We start from the raw sequence: 18456 nt of genomic DNA on the forward strand, positions 1-18456 counted from the left end.
TAGTCGTTCATTGCAGTCATTGTTGCACTGCGAGCACGGCCATTATTGCATTTCGTTATCGTCATCTCAACAGCGATTCGCGCGCGCCCCCTTCCCGCCCACCCTCGCTGCGGCGCACCGGCAAGCTTTGCGCGAGGCCCCAGGCCAGCTCCGGCACGAGGAATAGCCACAGCAGAGGCTGGCCCGTCATGAGCAAGGCCCACGCCATCCAGGTGGAAAACAGGTAGCGGGCCACCGCGTCGTAGCGGCCGAAGCGCAGCTGCGGATCGAGCATGCGCAGCACCGACCAGACCATCACCACGCTGCCCAGCAAGCTGCTGATGAGCAAATGCAAGGGTTCGAACACTGGCAGTGGCGCGCCGCCCAGGGCCAGGTTGATGGCGTTCAAGTGCTCGCGCAGCAGCAAAAACGTCCACGGCGTGGTAAACGGGGCAATCATGAGCACATCGTAAATGGCGCTGGCGCGCACCACGCGGCGGAAGGCGGAAACGGACAACATGGCAACTCCTGTGTATGGAAAGCATCCATTCTCAAGGCTGGAGTACACTCCATGGTCAAGCATTTTATGAAGGAATCTCCATGCAGATCGGCGAGATGGCGCAGGCGACGGGCTTGAGCCGCGATACCCTGCGCTTCTATGAAAAGCGGGGCTTGCTGCGCGCGCGGCGCGGCGCAAATGGCTACCGAGACTATCCGCCCGAAGCGGCGGACTGGCTGCGCTACCTGCGCACGGCGCAGCAGCTGGGTTTTACGCTGGCGGAAATCGAGGCCGACATGCCGCTGCTGGCCGGCGCAGGCGATCCGGCCATGGCGGACCTGCTGCGCGCGGCGCTGGCGCGCAAGCTGGCCGACATCGATGCGCGCATCGCCGGCTTGACGCAGTTGCGCGGCGAACTGGCGCGGCGGATGGAGCCGCAGGCGGCCGCCTGTCCATTGCGGGGAGATGCCGATGCAGCACCAGCTCCCTAAAAAACAAAAACCGCCTGGGCATGGCCGCAGGCGGTTTTGACGTGGCGCAAGGCTGGAATTACTTGGCGGCCTTGCGGCGGCGCAGGAAACCCATCAGGCCCAGGCCGGCCAGCAGCATGGCGTAGGTTTCCGGTTCCGGCACGGCGGCCATCACGGAAACATTGTCGATCACGGCGCCCGAGTAATTGTCGAACGGCGTACCGGCCTTGGCGGCGCTGGCAAACGACAGGGTCGCCAGGCCGGTGGAAGCGGCCGTGAAGCTCAGGGTATTGCTGTACAAGGTGTTCGAGGCGGCGGCCGTCGAGTAGAAATCCCCCACCACGCCACCGAAATTGACGCTCACGCCCTGGCCTGCAGGGCCGCCGGAATTGCGCGCCATGTCAAAGGTCAGGCTGTACGTCTGGCCGGCAACGACGCTGAAATTTTGCGACAGGAAACCCGGACCTGGCGTACCCAGCAAATCGACGCTGTAGCCGTTGATGGCGTTATACGCATTGCGGATCAGGTCGACGGAACTGGCGCCCACGGTCCAGCCCGTGATGGCCGACGAACCGCTGTTGACGACTTTAAAGCCGCTGTCGAAGGTATAGCCGGAAGCAACTGTTTCAAAATTGCCATTCGTGATCAGGTTGACGGGGCTGGCGCTGGCAGTGCCGGCAGCAAACAGGGCGACAACGGCTGCGATGGTGGCGATTTTCATGAGCTGATTTCCTTGCCTTATTGGCATTAAAGTTACCTTAAGTGAAATCATATCGCAGCCAGGATGAAAATCCAAGAACTTTGCAAAAATATATTTAATGTGAGCAATTTGCAACGCCTTCAGGCACCTTCCCCCTTCCTCCGGAGGGCGACAGCTCAATCAAGCTCTTGCCGCGCCACCAGGATGCCATCCGCATCGGCGTAGATCCAGTCGCCCGGATGCACGGCCACGCCGCTGATCTGCACGCGCACGTCGCGCTGGCCGGCGCCCGTCTTGTTGCTCTTGCGCGGATGCGTGGCCAGGGCGCGCACGCCGATCTGGCAGACATTGATTTCCTCGCTGTCGCGGATGCAGCCATCGACGACGATGCCAGCCCAGCCGTTGCTTTCGGCCAACACGCCCAGCTGGCCGCCCACCAGCGCGCGGCGCAGGCTGCCGCCGCCATCGATCACCAGCACATGGCCCTGGCCCGGCGTTTCCAGGGTGCTGCGCACGAGGGCATTGTCTTCGAACACGTGCAAGGTGGTGGCGGGGCCGCTGAAGCGCACGCGCTGGCCGAAGGCGCGGTACACGGGCGGCAGCACGGCCAGGGTGCCGTCGTCCAGCATGGCTGCATAGTCGTCGCACAGGTCGGTGGTGGCAAAGGTCATGGGGATTCCTTTCGTGGCAGATGGCAACGATTCTATGCCTTTTGCAGCGCCGCGGCACGTGTTTTGCCGCCCACGCCCACGGCCGTGGCGATCGCCAGCGCCTGGAACAGGCCGATGAAGACGAACAGCATGGCCGGATGGTCGCCATCCATCAGCGCGCCAAAGAACAAAGGGCCCACGGCCAGGCCGCTGTCGAGCCCCGAATACACGACGCCGTACACGCGCCCGGTGGCATTCTTCGGCGCGGCCGCGCGTATCATCAGGTCGCGCGACGGCCCCGCCACACCCGACATCAGGCCGATCGCGCCCATCAGCACCACCGCGCCCCAGGCCGGCACGACGGCCATGCCCAGCAGCACGGCCAGCAGCGCGGCGGCGGCAAAGGCGATCGCCACGTTGCGGTCCGGCTGCTTGCTGCGCGCGCCCACCACGCCGCCGGCCAGCATGCCCACGGCCGAGGCCAGCATATAGGCCGTGTAGGCGCTCGTGGCCAGCGCCAGGCTCATGCCATACAGCTTGACGAGCGCCACGCTGGCAAAGCTCTGAATGCCGCCCAGGGCGATGGCGGTAATGAAGAAGAAGGCAAAGCACATCCACACGGCAGGCAGGCGCAGGAAGTCCAGCGTGCCTTCGCCGCCCGCGGCCTGGCCCGGCGCGGCCTGTTTCACGGGTTCGGGGCGGATGGCGTGGCGGTTCAGGAACAGGATCAGCAGCACGCCGAACGGCAGCACGGCCGCGCATTGCAAGGCCACCCGCCAGTCGTAGTTGGTGGCGACATACGTCATGAACAGGGGCGCCAGGGCCCAGCCGATATTGCCGCTGATGCCATGCACGGAAAAGCCGTAGGCCACGCGGGCCGCCGACACGCGCTGGTTGAGGATCGTGTAGTCTGCCGGATGGAACACGCTGTTACCCATGCCGGCCAGCATGGCGCCCAGCATCAGCGCCGCATAGCTGTGGGCGGTGGACAGGGCCAGCGCCGACACGCCCAGCAAGAAAATGCCGGAAAACAGCACGGCACGCGCGCCGAAACGGTCGACGACAAAGCCGGCCAGCGCCTGCCCCACGCCCGAGATGATGAAGAATACCGTCATCAGCAAGCCCAGTTCCGCATACGACAGGTCGAAGGCGGGTTTCAGCCAGACGAACAGGGCCGCGAGGATCAGGTGATAAAAGTGCGACACGCCATGCGCCAGCCCCACCAGGGCGATGACGCGCGCATCGCCGCGCAAGGTGGGAAGTCCGGATGCCGAGTTAGTTGTTATCATGTCATACCCTGTCTTATACTGGTGAAGCTCAAGTGTATGCAAAATACCATCGTCTGTTTTCCGACAGAACGACATAATTTATCGAATTAAGGCCAAGCTGATGGGTGTACCTATCCTCCACCATACCCGCATGTGTCCCCCACGGGAAGCGCCCAGCGCCACCATTCCCGTGACCATGATCGCGCGCGACCTGCAACCCGATGAATTTTTATTGCCGCACAGCCACCCCTGGGGCCAGGTCACGATGGCGCTCGAAGGCGTGCTGCGCATCACCGCCAACAACAGCAGCTGGGTGCTGCCGCCCATGCGCGCCATCTGGATCGCGCCCAACGTGGAGCATGCCGTCACGATACTGGAAAAAACCCGCTTGCGCCCCCTGTGCATCCATGCCGCGCGCGCGCCCTTTGCGGGCCACGACTGCAAGGTGCTGGAAGTATCGAATTTGCTGCGCCAGCTGATCATGGCGCTGGAACAGCTGGATCCGGGGCAGGAACCGGCGCGCGAAGCGCTGCTGGCCGAACTGATCCTCGATGAATTGAAACGCTCGGCCACGCGCCCCATCCGCGTGCCCTTGCCGGGCGACAAACGCCTGAAAAGCCTGTGCGACAGCCTGATCGAGAAACCGGGCTTGAACCAGACGCTGGAACACTGGGCGCAGCAGGTCGGCGCCTCGGAGCGTACTCTGGCGCGGCTGTTCGAACGGGAATTGGGCATGAGTTTTGGCCAGTGGCGCCAGCAAGTGCGCCTGGCGCACGCGGCGCCCCTGATCGCGCGCGGCGTGCCGCTGTCTCAAGTGGCCGAGGAACTGGGCTACGCCAGCCAGTCGGCCTTTTCCGCCATGTTCAAGAAGACTTTCGGCAGTTCGCCGTCAGCCTTCTTTGCCCAGGGCGACAGAATCTAGCCAACTGGAAAGCGCGCCGATACAGCGCTCAGGGCAAGGCGCAGCGCCGCAGGCAGTACGCTGGTACGGCAAGGCGATGCAACGCCGCCATGGGCGCTTTAGCGGTGCGCTCTCAAGCCATGAAGTCGAACAGGGAATTCTTGCCCGTATAACCCGGCAAGGCCGAGTTCGTTCCCATCTGTTCCTGCGCGGAATACGCTTTCACCAGCGCCTGCGCCTGGGCCGTCAGCGCCTTGGCCAGCACGGCTTTCTTGTTGGTGAGCGTCGTGATGTCCTTGCCGACCGTCTGCACTTCCTTGCGGATGATGCTCGTTTCGCCCGTCAGCTCGCCGATCTTGCTGGCGAACTGGTCCGCCACACCCTTGCCGTTATTGGTGAACATCTTGCTGACGGCGTCCGGATCGGCCGCGATGGCAGCCTTGAGCTTTTTGTCGTCGAGCACCAGCTCACCGCTCTTGCCCAGGGTCACGCCGGCGCTGCCCAGCACCGACGATGGCACGCCCGTGCTGGCCGTGCGCAGCACTTGCTCCATCTGCGAGCGCACTTGCCCCAGGGCCGTGTCGGACTTCAAGTCGCCCTGCTGCAGGCTCTGCAGCTTGCTGTTGAGTTCATTGTAGGCCGTGACGAAACTGGCCACGTTGCTGGCGATCTGGCTGCTGTCCTTGGCGATGACGAGGTCGGTCGTGCCTTTTTTCTTCAATTCGATGGTGGCGCCCTCGACAGCCGTCGTCAGGGTATTCGTGGCGCTCTTGATTTCCTTGCCGTCGACGGTCAGCAGCGCATCCTGCGCGGCGGCCGTCTGCTGCATGCCCTTGCCGGCGCCGGGCGCATAGCTGAGCAGATTGCTGACGGCCGCGTCGCCGGACACGCTGATACGCATGCTGCTGTCGGCGCCGCTCTTGCCGTTCAGGGCCAGCGAGTAGCCATCGGGGCCCTTGACCACGCTGGCGTCGATGCCCTGCTGCTTGAGCGCGGCGGCGATGCCGTCGAGGCTATTGTTGCTGCTGTCGATGGTCACCGCAATGATCTTGCCGCTGCCGGGCGTAAATTGCTTGCCGTCGGCCGAGCCCACTTCGATCTTGACCAGCGCAGGCGCCCCCGTGCCGATGGCCGCGCTCGATGATTTCTGCGCGCCGCTGAGCAAGGTCTGTCCCTGCGCCAGTTGCTTGACGTTCATTTCATGGGTGCCGCTGACCGCCTTGTCGGTGGTGGTGGCGCTCAGCACATCCTTGCTGCTGGACGTGGCCGACGTGGCCAGGCCGCTGCCGGCCATGTTCTTGGCCACGGTCTGGAATTTCGCCAGCGCCGATTGCAGCTGGCCCAGGCCGGAGAACTTGGCCTGGTCGCGCGCCAGGCTGGCGTTGAGCTTGACGACGCCCGTGTTTTGCGACTGCATCTGGCGCTCCACCTTCGCATACACATCGGCCGAGATATTGCCCTGCGTCGTCTGCTGCGTGTTATTGGTGTAGGCCCTGCTGTTGATGGTCGAATTAAACATGGTAGGCGTTCCCGTCGGGTGTAAGGTCATGGCACACGGTTCAGGTCGTGACCGTGTTGCGCTGGAAACGGACGGCAGGCGCGCGTGGCGCGGCAAGGTCCTTCTTCTGGTTGATAATTATGCAGTATTACTGGAATATCAAAACAGCGAACAGAACAGGTTTTTCCTGACTGCAAACCCATATGCACCATTTTAGCGCAATCACTTGCCGCCTATCGCGGACGTGCCTCAGCGCATGAATTTCGAAATGGCGCTGCTGACGGCCATGTCCAGTTGCTGGAAAGTGAGTCCCACCTTGAAACCGGCACTGCTGAAAATGCAGTGCGAGACGGCCACGCGCGCCTCGATGATGTGCGCCGCGCCATCATAAAACAATTCGAACAGCACCTTGCCCTTCTTGCCTGTCGGCACCGGTTCCGCGATGACGGCCGACATGCCGCCCGGCCCCACATCGAGGGTGCGCGCCGCCACAGGGCCCGCGCCATCCATTACCAACATTGCCTTGGCACGCAATATCTTGCGTGCGCCCTGCCTTTGCTCAACTGACACTGTATTCCGCTTCTCTATCTATGCATTGTCGATGCGGATGCGCGAGGCGCATCCATCGGACAAATATTATAGTTCTAAACGGAAATTTTGTTTGACTTGTCTCAAGCTTGGCATTTAAACCATATCAAGCCAAACCTTTAAACACCTAGCATAACCGTAGCGAGCGGAAGTGAGTTGTAGCCGAGAAGCGCAGCTGTGCGAATGCACGGGGACGCCGAGTCAGTGAGCACCGCAGGCTGCAAATCGCGACGCGCAGTAGGTTAGATTCGGTGTTTTTACTCCAGGTCGCGCAACTTGTTAAATGCTTCATCGATGCGCTCGACGCCGATGACCTTGAGGCCCTCGATGACTTGCTTGGGCAAGTTCGACTTGGGCACCACGGCCAGGGTAAAGCCCAGCTTGGCCGCTTCGCGCAAGCGCTCCTGGCCCCGTGGCGCGGGACGGATTTCACCGGCCAGCCCCACTTCGCCAAACACCACCAAGCCCCGCGGCAAGGGCTTGTTGCGCATCGACGAGTTAATCGCCAGCAACACGGCCAGATCGGCCGCCGGTTCCGTGATCTTCACGCCGCCGACGGCGTTGATGAACACATCCTGGTCGAAGGCGGCGATGCCCGCATGGCGGTGCGCCACGGCCAGCAGCATGGCCAGGCGGTTCTGCTCCAGGCCGACGGACAAGCGGCGCGCATTCGGCAAGTGGCTCGTATCGACGAGGGCCTGGATTTCCACCAGCAGCGGGCGCGTGCCTTCCTGCGTCACCATCACGCACGAGCCCGGCACCTGGTTGTCGTGCTGCGACAGGAACAGCGCGGACGGGTTCGACACCCCTTTCAAGCCCTTTTCCGTCATGGCGAACACGCCCAGTTCATTGACGGCGCCGAAACGGTTCTTGATGGCGCGCACGAGGCGGAAACTGGAATGGGCGTCGCCCTCGAAGTACAGCACCGTGTCGACGATGTGTTCGAGCACGCGGGGGCCGGCCAGCGCGCCCTCTTTCGTCACGTGGCCGACCAGAATGATGGTCACGCCCGTCTGCTTGGCCGCGCGCGTGAGCTGGGCCGCGCATTCGCGCACTTGCGCCACGGAACCGGGCGCCGAGCTGAGCGCGTCCGAATACACGGTCTGGATGGAGTCGATCACCACCACTTCCGGTTTTAAATCGGCCAGGGTGGCGAGAATCTTTTCCAGTTGGATCTCGGCCTGCAGTTTGAGTTCCTTGGCGTCGATGACGAGGCGCTTGGCGCGCAGGGCGATCTGCGCACCCGATTCTTCGCCGCTGACGTACAGCACGCGCTTGTGGTGCGACATATTGGCCAGCGCCTGCAGCAGCAGGGTCGACTTGCCGATGCCGGGGTCGCCGCCGATCAGCACGACGCCGCCCGCCACCATGCCGCCGCCCAGCACGCGGTCGAATTCCTCGATGCCCGTGCCGAAGCGGGGCACGTCGATGGCGTCGATATCGTCGAGCGACAGCACGGGCGCCGTCTGCGCCAGCGACATGTGCTGCGGGTTCGAATAGCGGTTGTTGCCGCCCGTCTCGGGCAGGGTTTCCACCATGGTGTTCCACTGGTTGCACGAGGTGCACTGCCCCATCCATTTGTTGCTGATGGCGCCGCAATCGCTGCAGGTGTAGATGGTCTTGACTTTTGCCATGGTGTACTTTGCCCGGGTAAGGTGAAACTGCTGTCTATATATACAGTATATACAAACGGCGGGCCGCCGTCACTGTGTCGCTTCGACCACGGGCACGCGGGGCGCCAATGCGCACATCAGCTCGTAGCCGATGGTGCCGGCGGCCAGAGCCACCTCGTCGATCGGCATGCCCTGGCCCCACAAGGTGACGGCACTGCCGACTTTTGCACCGGGCACGTGCGTCAGGTCGACCATCAGCATGTCCATCGACACTCTGCCGATGAGTCCCGTGCGCACGCCGTCGACGAGCACGGGCGTGCCTTCGGGCGCATGGCGCGGGTAGCCGTCCGCATAGCCGCACGCCACCACGCCCACCTTGATATTGCCGGCCGCTTCGTAGCGGCTGCCGTAACCCACCACTTCGCCGGCGGCGATATCCTGGATGCCGATAATGCTGCTGCGCAAGGTCATGGTGGGCAGCAAGCCGAACGCCTGCGCCGACGTGCCGCCGGGAGCGCCGCTGGGCGTGCCGCCGTACAGCATGATGCCGGGGCGCACCCAGTCGCTGTCCAGGTGGTGCAGCAGCACGCCGGCCGAATTGCACAGGCTGCGCGGCAATGATGTGCCAACGCCGGCGCCGATGCTGGCCGCGCCCGCTTCGAAACGCAGCATCTGCTGCTCCAGGGGCAAGCGCGTGGGCGCCGCCTCGTCCGCGTTGGCGAAATGCGTCATCAGGGTGATCGTGCCGATATGCGGCATGGCGCGCAGGCGCGCATACGCCCCCGCCACGGCGTCCGGCGTAAAGCCCAGGCGGTTCATGCCCGTATTCATTTTCAGGTGCACATCGATGGCGTGCGGCAGGCGCGCCGCTGCCAGCAGGGCGATCTGTTCCTCGCAATGCACGCTGCCGTTCAAGCCATATTGCGCCATGACGGGCAAATCGCTGGCGTCAAAAAAACCTTCCAGCAGCAAGATGGGCTTGGTCCAGCCCAGTTCGCGCAGACGCACGGCGTAGTCGACCTCGACCAGCGCCAGGCCATCGGCATCGGCAAAGCCCCGCATGGCCCGTTCCAGGCCGTGGCCATAGGCATTTGCCTTGACGACGGCCCACACCTTGGCGCCGCGGGCGCCGGCACGGGCGCGCGCCAGATTGTGTTGCATGGCATCGAGATGGATGGTGGCGAGAAGGGGCCTGGGCATATGCATCGTTCACGGCGGGTGGGAAAGCCGTATTTTACCGGATGCACCGTACGCGGACACGGCAGACGCCCAAGGTCGTATGCAGAGGACATCATTTATAAAATGCTCACATGTATGTGTATTTTTCTACGGCAGAAAAATTAAGGTTCGCTTAGGCAAGAGTATGCAAAGCGGCCCCTTCCAAACTTGGGGTTTGCCGTTTTTTCGTGGTATAAAGCAAGCCAGATATGATTTCAGGCAATCCAGAATGAATCGTGGTTTTTATACCATCATGGCGGCGCAGTTCTTTTCCTCGCTGGCAGATAACGCCCTCTTTTTTGTCGCCGTCGATTTATTGGTGTCCATGAAATCCCCGGCGTGGATCACGCCGCTGCTCAAACTGTCGTTCGTGCTGTTTTACGTGCTGTTAGCCGCTTTTGTCGGCGCCTTCGCAGATGCATTGCCAAAAGGCAAGGTCATGTTCATCGCCAACATGGTCAAGATCTTCGGCTGCGCCCTCGTCTTCTTCCACGTACACCCGCTGCTGGCCTACGCCGTCGTCGGTTTTGGCGCGGCCGTGTACTCGCCCGCCAAATACGGCATCCTGACGGAACTGCTGCCGCCGGAAAAGCTCGTGGCGGCGAATGGCTGGATCGAAGGCTTGACCGTCACTTCCATCATCCTCGGCACCGTCATGGGTGGCGCGCTCGTCAGCGGCCACGTGTCCGACATGCTGCTATCCTTCGACTTCCCCCTGATCGACACGGGCATCACCAACAAGACGGAAGCGGCCCTGTGCGTGGTGGTCGGCATTTATGTGCTGGCGACCCTGGCCAACCTGAAGATTCCCGACACGGGCTGCGTATATCCGCACCAGGAACGCAATCCTATCAAACTGATCACCGATTTTGCCAATTGCTATTCCATCCTGTGGAAAGACAAGCTGGGCCAGATCACCCTGGCCGTGACGACCCTGTTCTGGGGCGCCGGCGCCACCTTGCAACTGATCGTGCTGGAATGGGCCAAGCAATCCTTGAACATGCCCTTCGACAAGGCGACCAGCCTGGTGGGCGTGGTCGCCATCGGCGTGGCCGCCGGCGCCGTGCTGTCGGCCCGCTTCATTCCACTGCGCAAATCGCTGACCGTCATTCCACTGGGCATCGCCATGGGCGTGATCGTCATGATGATGACGCAAGTACATTCCGTATGGATCGCCTACCCGCTGCTGATACTGATCGGCGCCCTGTCCGGCTTTTTCGTCGTGCCCATGAATGCATTGCTGCAACATCGCGGCCACGTGCTGATGAGCGCAGGCCATTCCATCGCCGTGCAGAACTTCAATGAAAACCTGTCGATTTTGACCATGCTGGCCGTGTATTCGATCATGATCCGCTTGCACCTGCCGCTGAACATCATCATTACCCTGTTCGGCCTGTTCGTCGCCGGCACCATGTACATGATCATGCGCAAGCACAAGCTGAACCAAGCCGAGCACGACAATCTTTCCTTGATTGGCGAGCAAAAGCATTAATTTCGGGGGCTGACCCAGCGGATCAGCCCCCAGCATTACGCTGGCAGCATGCCAGCCAGCCGCCGCGCGGCGGCCTGCTCCGTCCAGTCAAGCGGCACGACAAAACCGCGCGTGCGCTCCACTTCCCAGCCTTCGACATTATCCACCGTGGCCACCATCACCGGTTGCGCCAGATCAAACAAGCGCACACGCAAGGCATCCACATCCAGCACTTCCACGTCGCGGCCCTTGAACGGCGCCAGCCATTGCAATCGCGGCAGCACGACATAGCGCTGCTCCAGCAATTGTGTGGGCGCGCACCAGAAGCCGTGTCCATGATCCTGGGAAATACCGTCCAGGGCGGGCGTGGCGTCCGGGGCATAAAACAGCCAGCCCTTGACCAGCGCCTGCGCCGCCCGCACGGGCTGCACTAGCAGGGCTTGCGCGGCCGGATGGCGGGACAAAGCCAGTTGCTTGTCGAGGATCTTGCGCATCTTCAATCCCAGGGTGTCGGCCAGGTTGGGGCCAATCAAGTGATTGAAGACGCCGGGATCGGGCGCGCCTTCGAGCAGGTAGAACTTGGTGGCGAATTCCCAGTGCAGCAATGCGCCACCCTGCACTCCATCGCGCAGCAGGAAATCGAACTCGCCCACCGTGTCGTTGCGGTTGACCTGCACTTGCAAGCCATGCGCTTGCAGCAGTCCGTGTTGTTCAAAATAAAAGGCCAGCAGCTTTTCAGCGTACAGGCCCAGGCGGGAATAGAATTTCGGCCCCAGCGCCGCATCGAGCGGCGACGGATCATCCTGCAGCGCGCCCAGCCAGTCGGCAACAGAAGGCGTGACGGGCGCGAGGCTGGCGATGCGCCCGCCCCAGTGGGAGCTGGCCGGGTCCAGCAAGTCCGGCGAGTCGAGCAACCAGGCCAGCGCACGCACGCGGGGGTGCGTCAGATGCCCCCAGCGGCGCTCGAAGCGGGCCTGGAAAGTGCCGGCGGCCGCATCACTCACCGTGCGAATCACCGTGCGTGCTTTTCGCCAGGCACAGATCGGCCCAGGCACGCGCCTTGGCCTTGCCCGTCTCGTCCTGCAGCAGCATTTCCGGGTGGAAAGTGGCAACGACGGCAGCCTTGCCCAGTTGGCGCACGGTGCCGCGCACGGGCTTTTCGCCGGGATTGATGCCGGCGGCGGCCATCGAGCCGAGCGTCAAAATGGTACGCGGCTGCAGCAGGGCCAGTTCGCGCTCGAAATACGGGCGGCAGGCGGCCGACTCGGCTTCTGTCGGCAAGCGTTCCTGGCCCGCCTCGTCGAGCGGACGGCATTTCAGCAAATGCGTGATGTACACATCGCGATCCGCATCGACGGCGATGGCTTTCAGCATATTGTCGAGCAATTTCCCCTGCTCGCCCGGCAAGGCGCGCCCTTCCCGCTCTTCCAGGCGCGACGGGCTGCTGGCCAGCATCAGCCAATCGCCCTGGCGGTCGCCGCGGCCCATGACGACGCCCTTGCGCGTCTTGCACAGGTCGCAGCGCGCGCACTTGGCGACGGCCGCCGTCAAGCCATCCCAGTCGAGGGCGGCGATATCCGTATCGCTCAGCTGTCTGGCGGGCGGCGGTGGAGGCGCATCGTCGAACCAGGCCGTATCGTCGGATGCGGCGGGAGCGGCAGGCGTGGCGGCAGGCGTGGCAGGAACGGGAGCGACAGGCGCAGCAACGTCAACGGCTTTCACCTCAGCAACAACCTCAGCTGCGGGTGCGGGCGGCACGACAGCTTCAACCACGGCGGCCACCGATGCCGCTGCTGCTTCCACGATCTCGGCGACGTCAGCCGCTTCAGCGGCCTCGGGTGCGGCGCCCTGGCGCAAGCGCCACAGGGGGCCGACGCCCATTTCTTCGAGGAAAACGGCGCTGCGGCTCATAAGGTATAACGCATCACGATGGCGTCCTCACGTTGCGAGTTACTGGCCGGATAGTATCCCTTGCGCCGGCCGATCTGTTCAAATCCATAGCGCTGGTAAATATCGAGCGCGCGCACGTTCGACGGGCGCACTTCCAGCAGCATCGATTCCATGCCCAGCTGGCGCGCGCAGGCGCAGGACTGGTTCAGCAGGAAGCGGCCCAGTCCCTGGCCCTGGATGGCGCCTTCGACGGCCACGTTGAGCAAGTGCGCCTCGTCGACGACCAGCATCAACAGGAAGTAGCCAAGCAAGGTGCCATCCACGTCGCGCAGCACCCAGGCCGGATATCCGCTTTTGAGCGAATCGACAAAGTTGCCGTGCGTCCAGGGATGCGGATACACGCGCTGCTCCAACGCCAGCACCTCGGTCAAGTCCGCTTCGACCATCGGCTGATAGTCGAGGCGCAGCAAGTCCCAGCCGGCAGCGCGGTCCTGGCCCGCCACACTCATTGCGCGGACTCCGCAGCGGCCTTGGCCTGTTGCATCTCTTGCCGTTCCGCGCTTGTAAAGGCGATCTTGTTGCGCAAATACAAAGGCTGCGCCTCGGCCGCCGTCACGAACTGGCCGGCAGCAAAGGCGATGCGCGCCAGCTGCGCCACTTGCACGGCGTGCGGCATGATGGCGGCATCGGCAGTCGCGGCGCACGGCAGCGCAGCGAGCGCCTCGGCGTATGCACTGAAACCGTTGCCGCAAGCGGCGACATCGCCTTGCGGCGCCACGCCGGCCGGCGCGCTCAGGGCCGGTGGCGCAACAATCTGCAAGCCATCCTGGTAATCATATTGCGCCCAGTACACTTCGCCCATGCGGGCGTCGAGCACGGTCACGATGCGTTGCGCGCCATGCTGCTGGTGGCACGCGAGCGCCATGGCGTCGAGGGTGACGACGGGCACGACAGGCAGCTTGGCACCATAGGCCAGGCCTTGCACGATGCCGCAAGCCGTGCGCACGCCCGTAAACGAGCCGGGGCCGGAGCCGTAGGCGATGGCGTCGACGTCGGCCAGGGTCACGCCCGCTTCAGCGAGCAATTCCTGCACCATCGGCAAGATGGACTGGGAATGGGTGCGCACGCCCGACGACGCGCGGGACAGGACGACATCGCCGCGCAACAAGGCGCAGGAGGCGAGTTCGGACGAGGTTTCAATGGCAAGCAGGGTGGGAAGTAAGGTAGACATAGCGTATTTTACCTTGCCGCGCCACGGCATGGCACTCCCCGCTGCGGCATGCCGTGGCAAGCCGGGCAGCCCTCACGCCGATGCGGCTTGCACAGCGGCCCCGCGAGGACGGCTATAATGAAAGACGCGGCTCATTATTTGACCGGCATCAAGTCTGCCGCGCCAAGCAATCGCCTAGCAATCGCTGAGCAACATCGTCTTTCCACTCTTGCCCTGGTCCGTTCCGTGAATCCACTTCTTGCTAAACTGCAACCATATCCCTTTGAAAAGCTGCGCCAGCTGTTTGCCGGCGTGACGGTCAATCCCGAGTATGCGCCCATCAGCCTGGGCATGGGCGAACCCAAGCATCCGACGCCGGCTTTCATCGAGCAGGCATTGGTCGACAATATCCATGGCCTGGCCAGCTATCCGACCACCATCGGTTCGGAAGCCTTGCGTACAGCCATCGCCGGCTGGCTCGAACGCCGCTATGGCATCCCCAAGCTCAATCCTGCCACGCAAATCCTGCCCGTGAACGGTTCGCGCGAAGCGCTGTTTGCGCTGGCGCAAACGGTGATCGATCCGGCCGCCGGTTCGCTCGTGATCAGCCCGAATCCGTTTTACCAGATCTATGAAGGCGCGGCCTACCTGGCCGGCGCCGAACCGTATTTCGTCAATTCCGACCCGGCGCGCAATTTCGGCTGCGACTACGACAGCGTACCGTCCAGCGTGTGGGAAAAAGTGAAACTGCTGTTTTTGTGCTCGCCAGGCAACCCGACGGGCGCCGTGCTGAGCCTGACGGACTGGGAACATCTGTTCGCCCTGTCCGAGCGCTACGATTTCGTCATCGCCGCCGACGAGTGCTATTCCGAGATTTACCACGGCGACACGCCGCCGCTGGGCGCGCTGCAGGCGGCGCACATGCTGGGCCTGTCCACCATCGAGCGCCCGTATGCGCGCCTGGTGGTGTTTTCCAGCCTGTCGAAGCGTTCGAACGTGCCGGGCATGCGCTCGGGCTTTGTTGCCGGCGATGCCGAAGTATTGAAAAAATTCCTGCTCTACCGAACCTACCACGGCGGCGCCATGAGCCCTGCCGTGCAGGCGGCCTCCGTCGCGGCCTGGAACGACGAAACCCATGTCGAGGAAAATCGCGCCAAGTACCGCGCCAAGTTCGACGCCATCACGCCGCTGCTGCAATCGGTGATGGACGTACAATTGCCGGACGCCGGCTTCTACCTGTGGGCCGACGTCAGCCGCACGGGCCTGTCCGACACCGAATTCGCGCAACGCCTGTACGCCGAATATAATGTGACGGTATTGCCTGGCAGCTACCTGGCGCGCGACGCGCACGGCATCAATCCGGGCCGCAACCGCATCCGCATGGCCCTCGTGGCCGAAACGGCCGAAGGGCTGGAAGCGGCCTTACGCATAGTAAAATTCTGCCAGCAGCTTTCCGCATCCGCATTAACTCACTAATAAGACATCATCATGAGCCAACAACTGCAAAACATCATCGACCAGGCCTGGGAAAACCGCGCCGAGATCAATCCGGGCAACGGCACGGCCGAACTGCGCGACGCCGTCTCCCACGTCATCAATGGCCTGGACAACGGCAGCATCCGCGTGGCGGAAAAAACCTCGGGCGACTGGGTCGTCAACCAGTGGGTCAAGAAAGCCGTGCTGCTGTCGTTCCGCCTGGAAGACAACGTCGTGCTGCCATCGGACGGCACGATGCAGTTCTACGACAAGGTCCCGACCAAGTTCGCCAACTACACCAAGGAAGACTTCGCCAAGGGCGGTTTCCGCGTGGTGCCGCCAGCCGTCGCCCGCCGCGGCAGCTTCATCGCCAAGAACGTCGTGCTGATGCCGTCCTACGTCAACATCGGCGCCTACGTCGATGAAGGCGCCATGGTCGACACCTGGGCCACCGTCGGTTCCTGCGCGCAAATCGGCAAGAACGTCCACCTGTCCGGCGGCGTCGGCATCGGCGGCGTGCTGGAACCAATGCAAGCGAACCCGACCATCATCGAAGACAACTGCTTCATCGGCGCCCGTTCGGAAATCGTCGAAGGCGTGATCGTCGAAGAAAACTCCGTCATCTCGATGGGCGTGTACATCGGCCAGTCGACCAAGATCTACGACCGCGCCACGGGCGAAGTGACCTACGGCCGCGTGCCAGCCGGCTCCGTCGTGGTCTCGGGCAACCTGCCTTCGGAAGACGGCAAGTACTCGCTGTACTGCGCCGTGATCGTCAAGCGCGTGGATGCGAAGACCCGCGCCAAGACCGGCATCAACGAACTGCTGCGCGGTATTTAATTACTGCGCCGCAAGGCGCACGTAACACCCTGAATGTCCCGCCCCGGCGGGACATTTTCATTTCCGACTAGCAACTTCAATCGTCGCGCAGCCATCACCCATCCTGTCCTATACTGGATGGCATGAATACTCCTCCCGTATTGATCGTCGGCGCCGGTCCTACCGGCCTCATGCTTGCCTTGCGTCTGGCGCGCCATGGCGTCGATTGCCGCATCATCGATAAAAACAGCGGACCGGGCCAGGCGTCGCGGGCCATGGCCGTGCATGCACGCACCCTGGAGTTTTACCAGCAGCTGGGCTTTGCCGACGAGCTGGTCAGCCTGGGCATCAAGATCAATGCCATGCACATTCACGAAGGCGGCGAGGAGCTGGTGAAACTGGCGCTGGGCGAGATCGGCGAAGGCCTGAGCCCCTATCCTTTCGTGCTGAGCCTGCCCCAGGACGAGCATGAACGCTTTCTTATCTGCAAGCTGGCCGCGGCCGGCGTGCATGTGGAATGGAACGTCACGCTGGACCTGTGGACGCAGGACGATAGCGAAGTGCAAGCCATTCTGCTCAATAATGGCGAACGGCAATATTGCACGTTTAATTATATTTGCGGCTGCGACGGCGCCCGCAGCAAGGTGCGCGAGATCGCAGGCTTCGCGTTCTCCGGCGGCACCTACGACCACCTGTATTACGTGGCCGATGCGCAAGTGGCCGGCAAGAATACGGATTTGCACGCTCACCTGGGCGCGAATGCGTTTGCGCTGATGTTGCCCGTGCGCACCAGCGGCATGCAGCGCCTGATCGGCATCCTGCCCGACAAGCCGGAAGGCGCGCCCGCGCCCGTCTTCGACGACGTGCGGGAACAGGTGGAAAGCTTGCTGAATATCCAGGTCGAGCACGTGAACTGGTTTTCCACGTATAAAGTGCATCACCGGGTGGCGGCGCAGTTTCGCGAGCGGCGCTGCTTCATCCTCGGCGACGCGGCCCACCTGCACAGCCCCGTGGGCGGCCAGGGCATGAACACGGGCCTGGGCGACGCCGTCAACCTGGCCTGGAAACTGGCGCAAAAGCTGCGGGGACAAAGCAACGACGCCCTGCTCGACACCTATGAAAGCGAGCGCATCGTGTTTGCCCGCAAGCTCGTCGCCACCACCGACCGCGCCTTCCAGGCCATCGTCGCGCAAGGCATCGCCGGGCAATTCCTGCGCCGCTGGCTGGTGCCGCACGCGCTGCCCTTCCTCTCCGGCTTCGGGCGGGCGCGCCGCTTGCTGTTCCGGACCGTGTCGCAAATCCAGATCAGCTATGAAGACAGCGCCCTGTCCGCGGGCCACGCAGAATACTTGCGCGGCGGCGACCGCCTGCCGTGGTTCTCCGATGGCACGCAAGACAATTTCACGGCCCTGCGCAGCATGGATTGGCAATTGCACATCTATGGCGAAGCGGCGCCCGAACTGCTGGACGAAGCGCGCGTGCTGAAACTGCCCGTGCATTGCTACACCTTCAATGTCGCCGCCAAGCTGGCCGGCCTGGGCCGCGACGCGGCCTACCTGGTGCGCCCCGACGGCCACATCGCGCTGGCCCTGCACCTGCAGGAAAGCGGCGCCCTGCGCGCCCTGGCCCTGCGGCTGGGCCTGCATTTCGGTCCGGCCGAATCGGGCAAGGCGGCGCCACGGCCCGTGTAAGGGAAATCACTGGGGCGTGTTGCACTGCCGCATCGACTGCGCATCGACTGTATAATGTCGGCTAACATCGCATATCGCGCCAGCGCAAGCGCCGCGATCAAGCGAACCGCATTCATACCCCCTTAGCCCTACCCATGACGACCATTACACTCTACGGTATCCCCAACTGCGATACCGTCAAAAAGGCCCGCACCTGGCTGGCCGCGCAGCAACTCGATTTCACCTTCCACGACTTCAAGAAGCAGGGCCTGGAACGCGCCACCGTCGAGGCGTGGCTGGCGCAATTGCCATGGGACGTGCTGGTCAACAAGAAAGGCACGACGTGGCGCGCCCTGTCCGACGAGCGCAAAGCATCGATCACCGACGCCGCCAGCGCCCTGGAGCTGATGCTGGAAAACCCGTCCATCATCAAGCGCCCCGTGCTGGACAAGGATGGCCAGTTCAGCGTGGCGTTTTCGGATGCGCAGTACCAGACCCTTTTCTCGCTGTAACCATACTTAGTTGACCACCGGAAC

The 18456-nt window shown here is 63.0% G+C and carries 19 protein-coding genes; 7 read left to right on the forward strand and 12 right to left on the reverse strand.

The window, feature by feature from the left end:
- Positions 1 to 61 precede the first annotated feature (61 nt).
- Positions 62 to 499 (reverse strand): hypothetical protein, encoded by a 438-nt coding sequence (locus O0879_RS10475; RefSeq protein WP_289916362.1) that lies wholly within the window; start codon positions 497 to 499, stop codon positions 62 to 64.
- An 80-nt stretch (positions 500 to 579) separates the two neighbouring features.
- On the opposite strand from O0879_RS10475, the gene O0879_RS10480 reads away from it, so the two are divergent.
- Positions 580 to 969: a MerR family transcriptional regulator gene (locus tag O0879_RS10480; RefSeq protein WP_099667219.1), complete on the forward strand. Its 390-nt coding sequence runs from the start codon at positions 580 to 582 to the stop codon at positions 967 to 969.
- A 58-nt stretch (positions 970 to 1027) separates the two neighbouring features.
- On the opposite strand, the gene O0879_RS10485 is transcribed toward O0879_RS10480, so the two are convergent.
- The 3 genes from O0879_RS10485 to O0879_RS10495 form a co-directional block, all read right to left on the reverse strand.
- Complete coding sequence (locus O0879_RS10485) at positions 1028 to 1669, reverse strand: choice-of-anchor C family protein (RefSeq protein WP_251351617.1); 642 nt, start codon at positions 1667 to 1669, stop codon at positions 1028 to 1030.
- A gap of 155 nt (positions 1670 to 1824) precedes the next feature.
- Positions 1825 to 2319 carry a ribonuclease E activity regulator RraA gene (rraA, locus tag O0879_RS10490; protein WP_035820358.1) on the reverse strand — a complete coding sequence of 165 codons (495 nt, stop codon included), beginning with the start codon at positions 2317 to 2319 and terminating at the stop codon, positions 1825 to 1827.
- Between the two features lie 32 nt (positions 2320 to 2351).
- Positions 2352 to 3587, reverse strand: coding sequence for an MFS transporter (locus tag O0879_RS10495; RefSeq protein WP_289897246.1), 1236 nt, complete (start codon positions 3585 to 3587; stop codon positions 2352 to 2354).
- A gap of 100 nt (positions 3588 to 3687) precedes the next feature.
- On the opposite strand from O0879_RS10495, the gene O0879_RS10500 reads away from it, so the two are divergent.
- A complete protein-coding gene (locus O0879_RS10500) occupies positions 3688 to 4488 on the forward strand; it encodes a helix-turn-helix transcriptional regulator (RefSeq protein ID WP_180278731.1) in 801 nt (266 codons plus the stop codon).
- A 112-nt stretch (positions 4489 to 4600) separates the two neighbouring features.
- Here the strand turns inward: O0879_RS10500 and fliD are convergent, their stop codons facing one another.
- The 4 genes from fliD to alr all read right to left on the reverse strand — a co-directional run bounded on the left by fliD (position 4601) and on the right by alr (position 9366).
- The gene (gene fliD / locus O0879_RS10505) at positions 4601 to 5986 is read right to left on the reverse strand and encodes a flagellar filament capping protein FliD (protein WP_289904280.1); all 1386 of its coding nucleotides are present in this window, start codon (positions 5984 to 5986) and stop codon (positions 4601 to 4603) included.
- Positions 5987 to 6214: 228 nt separating this feature from the next.
- The gene (locus O0879_RS10510; protein WP_289897244.1) at positions 6215 to 6535 is read right to left on the reverse strand and encodes a PilZ domain-containing protein; all 321 of its coding nucleotides are present in this window, start codon (positions 6533 to 6535) and stop codon (positions 6215 to 6217) included.
- 275 nt (positions 6536 to 6810) lie between these two features.
- Positions 6811 to 8187, reverse strand: a complete 1377-nt coding sequence (radA, locus tag O0879_RS10515; RefSeq protein ID WP_230540493.1) for a DNA repair protein RadA — start codon at positions 8185 to 8187, stop codon at positions 6811 to 6813.
- Positions 8188 to 8256: 69 nt separating this feature from the next.
- Positions 8257 to 9366, reverse strand: a complete 1110-nt coding sequence (gene alr, locus O0879_RS10520; protein ID WP_289916364.1) for an alanine racemase — start codon at positions 9364 to 9366, stop codon at positions 8257 to 8259.
- A gap of 247 nt (positions 9367 to 9613) precedes the next feature.
- Between alr and lplT the strand changes: the two genes are divergently transcribed.
- Positions 9614 to 10876 carry a lysophospholipid transporter LplT gene (gene lplT, locus O0879_RS10525; RefSeq protein ID WP_034779369.1) on the forward strand — a complete coding sequence of 421 codons (1263 nt, stop codon included), beginning with the start codon at positions 9614 to 9616 and terminating at the stop codon, positions 10874 to 10876.
- Positions 10877 to 10911: 35 nt separating this feature from the next.
- On the opposite strand, the gene O0879_RS10530 is transcribed toward lplT, so the two are convergent.
- The 4 genes from O0879_RS10530 to tsaB are packed head-to-tail and all read right to left on the reverse strand — an operon-like array spanning position 10912 to position 13976.
- Positions 10912 to 11868: a DUF1853 family protein gene (locus tag O0879_RS10530; RefSeq protein WP_289917855.1), complete on the reverse strand. Its 957-nt coding sequence runs from the start codon at positions 11866 to 11868 to the stop codon at positions 10912 to 10914.
- Positions 11852 to 12766, reverse strand: coding sequence for a uracil-DNA glycosylase (locus tag O0879_RS10535; RefSeq protein WP_289916365.1), 915 nt, complete (start codon positions 12764 to 12766; stop codon positions 11852 to 11854). Before O0879_RS10535 ends, O0879_RS10530 begins: the two co-directional genes overlap by 17 nt.
- Complete coding sequence (gene rimI / locus O0879_RS10540) at positions 12763 to 13254, reverse strand: ribosomal protein S18-alanine N-acetyltransferase (RefSeq protein ID WP_289916366.1); 492 nt, start codon at positions 13252 to 13254, stop codon at positions 12763 to 12765. Before rimI ends, O0879_RS10535 begins: the two co-directional genes overlap by 4 nt.
- Positions 13251 to 13976, reverse strand: coding sequence for a tRNA (adenosine(37)-N6)-threonylcarbamoyltransferase complex dimerization subunit type 1 TsaB (gene tsaB / locus O0879_RS10545; protein WP_289916368.1), 726 nt, complete (start codon positions 13974 to 13976; stop codon positions 13251 to 13253). Before tsaB ends, rimI begins: the two co-directional genes overlap by 4 nt.
- 225 nt (positions 13977 to 14201) lie before the next feature.
- Here tsaB and dapC point away from each other — a divergent pair, with 225 nt between their 5' ends.
- From dapC to O0879_RS10565, 4 genes are all read left to right on the forward strand, one after another.
- A complete protein-coding gene (gene dapC / locus O0879_RS10550; RefSeq protein WP_251351625.1) occupies positions 14202 to 15431 on the forward strand; it encodes a succinyldiaminopimelate transaminase in 1230 nt (409 codons plus the stop codon).
- A 12-nt stretch (positions 15432 to 15443) separates the two neighbouring features.
- Complete coding sequence (gene dapD / locus O0879_RS10555; RefSeq protein WP_070282206.1) at positions 15444 to 16271, forward strand: 2,3,4,5-tetrahydropyridine-2,6-dicarboxylate N-succinyltransferase; 828 nt, start codon at positions 15444 to 15446, stop codon at positions 16269 to 16271.
- Positions 16272 to 16393: 122 nt separating this feature from the next.
- Positions 16394 to 17941 (forward strand): FAD-dependent monooxygenase, encoded by a 1548-nt coding sequence (locus O0879_RS10560; RefSeq protein ID WP_289916370.1) that lies wholly within the window; start codon positions 16394 to 16396, stop codon positions 17939 to 17941.
- 134 nt (positions 17942 to 18075) lie between these two features.
- Entirely contained in the window at positions 18076 to 18432 is a 357-nt protein-coding gene (locus O0879_RS10565; protein WP_099667207.1) for an ArsC family reductase, read from the forward strand.
- The last annotated feature ends 24 nt before the right edge of the window (positions 18433 to 18456 follow it).

The sequence above is a fragment of the Janthinobacterium sp. SUN120 genome (genome assembly GCF_030397735.1).
In the GTDB taxonomy this organism is placed as follows: Bacteria; Pseudomonadota; Gammaproteobacteria; order Burkholderiales; family Burkholderiaceae_D; genus Janthinobacterium; species Janthinobacterium kumbetense.

Excerpts from the sequence above, each read along its gene's own strand:
- O0879_RS10475 (WP_289916362.1), bottom strand. The coding sequence starts at position 499 with ATGTTGTCCGTTTCCGCCTTCCGCCGCGTGGTGCGCGCCAGCGCCATT.
- O0879_RS10480 (WP_099667219.1), top strand. The coding sequence starts at position 580 with ATGCAGATCGGCGAGATGGCGCAGGCGACGGGCTTGAGCCGCGATACC.
- O0879_RS10485 (WP_251351617.1), bottom strand. The coding sequence starts at position 1,669 with ATGAAAATCGCCACCATCGCAGCCGTTGTCGCCCTGTTTGCTGCCGGC.
- rraA (WP_035820358.1), bottom strand. The coding sequence starts at position 2,319 with ATGACCTTTGCCACCACCGACCTGTGCGACGACTATGCAGCCATGCTG.
- O0879_RS10495 (WP_289897246.1), bottom strand. The coding sequence starts at position 3,587 with ATGATAACAACTAACTCGGCATCCGGACTTCCCACCTTGCGCGGCGAT.
- O0879_RS10500 (WP_180278731.1), top strand. The coding sequence starts at position 3,688 with ATGGGTGTACCTATCCTCCACCATACCCGCATGTGTCCCCCACGGGAA.
- fliD (WP_289904280.1), bottom strand. The coding sequence starts at position 5,986 with ATGTTTAATTCGACCATCAACAGCAGGGCCTACACCAATAACACGCAG.
- radA (WP_230540493.1), bottom strand. The coding sequence starts at position 8,187 with ATGGCAAAAGTCAAGACCATCTACACCTGCAGCGATTGCGGCGCCATC.
- alr (WP_289916364.1), bottom strand. The coding sequence starts at position 9,366 with ATGCCCAGGCCCCTTCTCGCCACCATCCATCTCGATGCCATGCAACAC.
- lplT (WP_034779369.1), top strand. The coding sequence starts at position 9,614 with ATGAATCGTGGTTTTTATACCATCATGGCGGCGCAGTTCTTTTCCTCG.
- O0879_RS10535 (WP_289916365.1), bottom strand. The coding sequence starts at position 12,766 with ATGAGCCGCAGCGCCGTTTTCCTCGAAGAAATGGGCGTCGGCCCCCTG.
- rimI (WP_289916366.1), bottom strand. The coding sequence starts at position 13,254 with ATGAGTGTGGCGGGCCAGGACCGCGCTGCCGGCTGGGACTTGCTGCGC.
- tsaB (WP_289916368.1), bottom strand. The coding sequence starts at position 13,976 with ATGTCTACCTTACTTCCCACCCTGCTTGCCATTGAAACCTCGTCCGAA.
- dapD (WP_070282206.1), top strand. The coding sequence starts at position 15,444 with ATGAGCCAACAACTGCAAAACATCATCGACCAGGCCTGGGAAAACCGC.
- O0879_RS10560 (WP_289916370.1), top strand. The coding sequence starts at position 16,394 with ATGAATACTCCTCCCGTATTGATCGTCGGCGCCGGTCCTACCGGCCTC.
- O0879_RS10565 (WP_099667207.1), top strand. The coding sequence starts at position 18,076 with ATGACGACCATTACACTCTACGGTATCCCCAACTGCGATACCGTCAAA.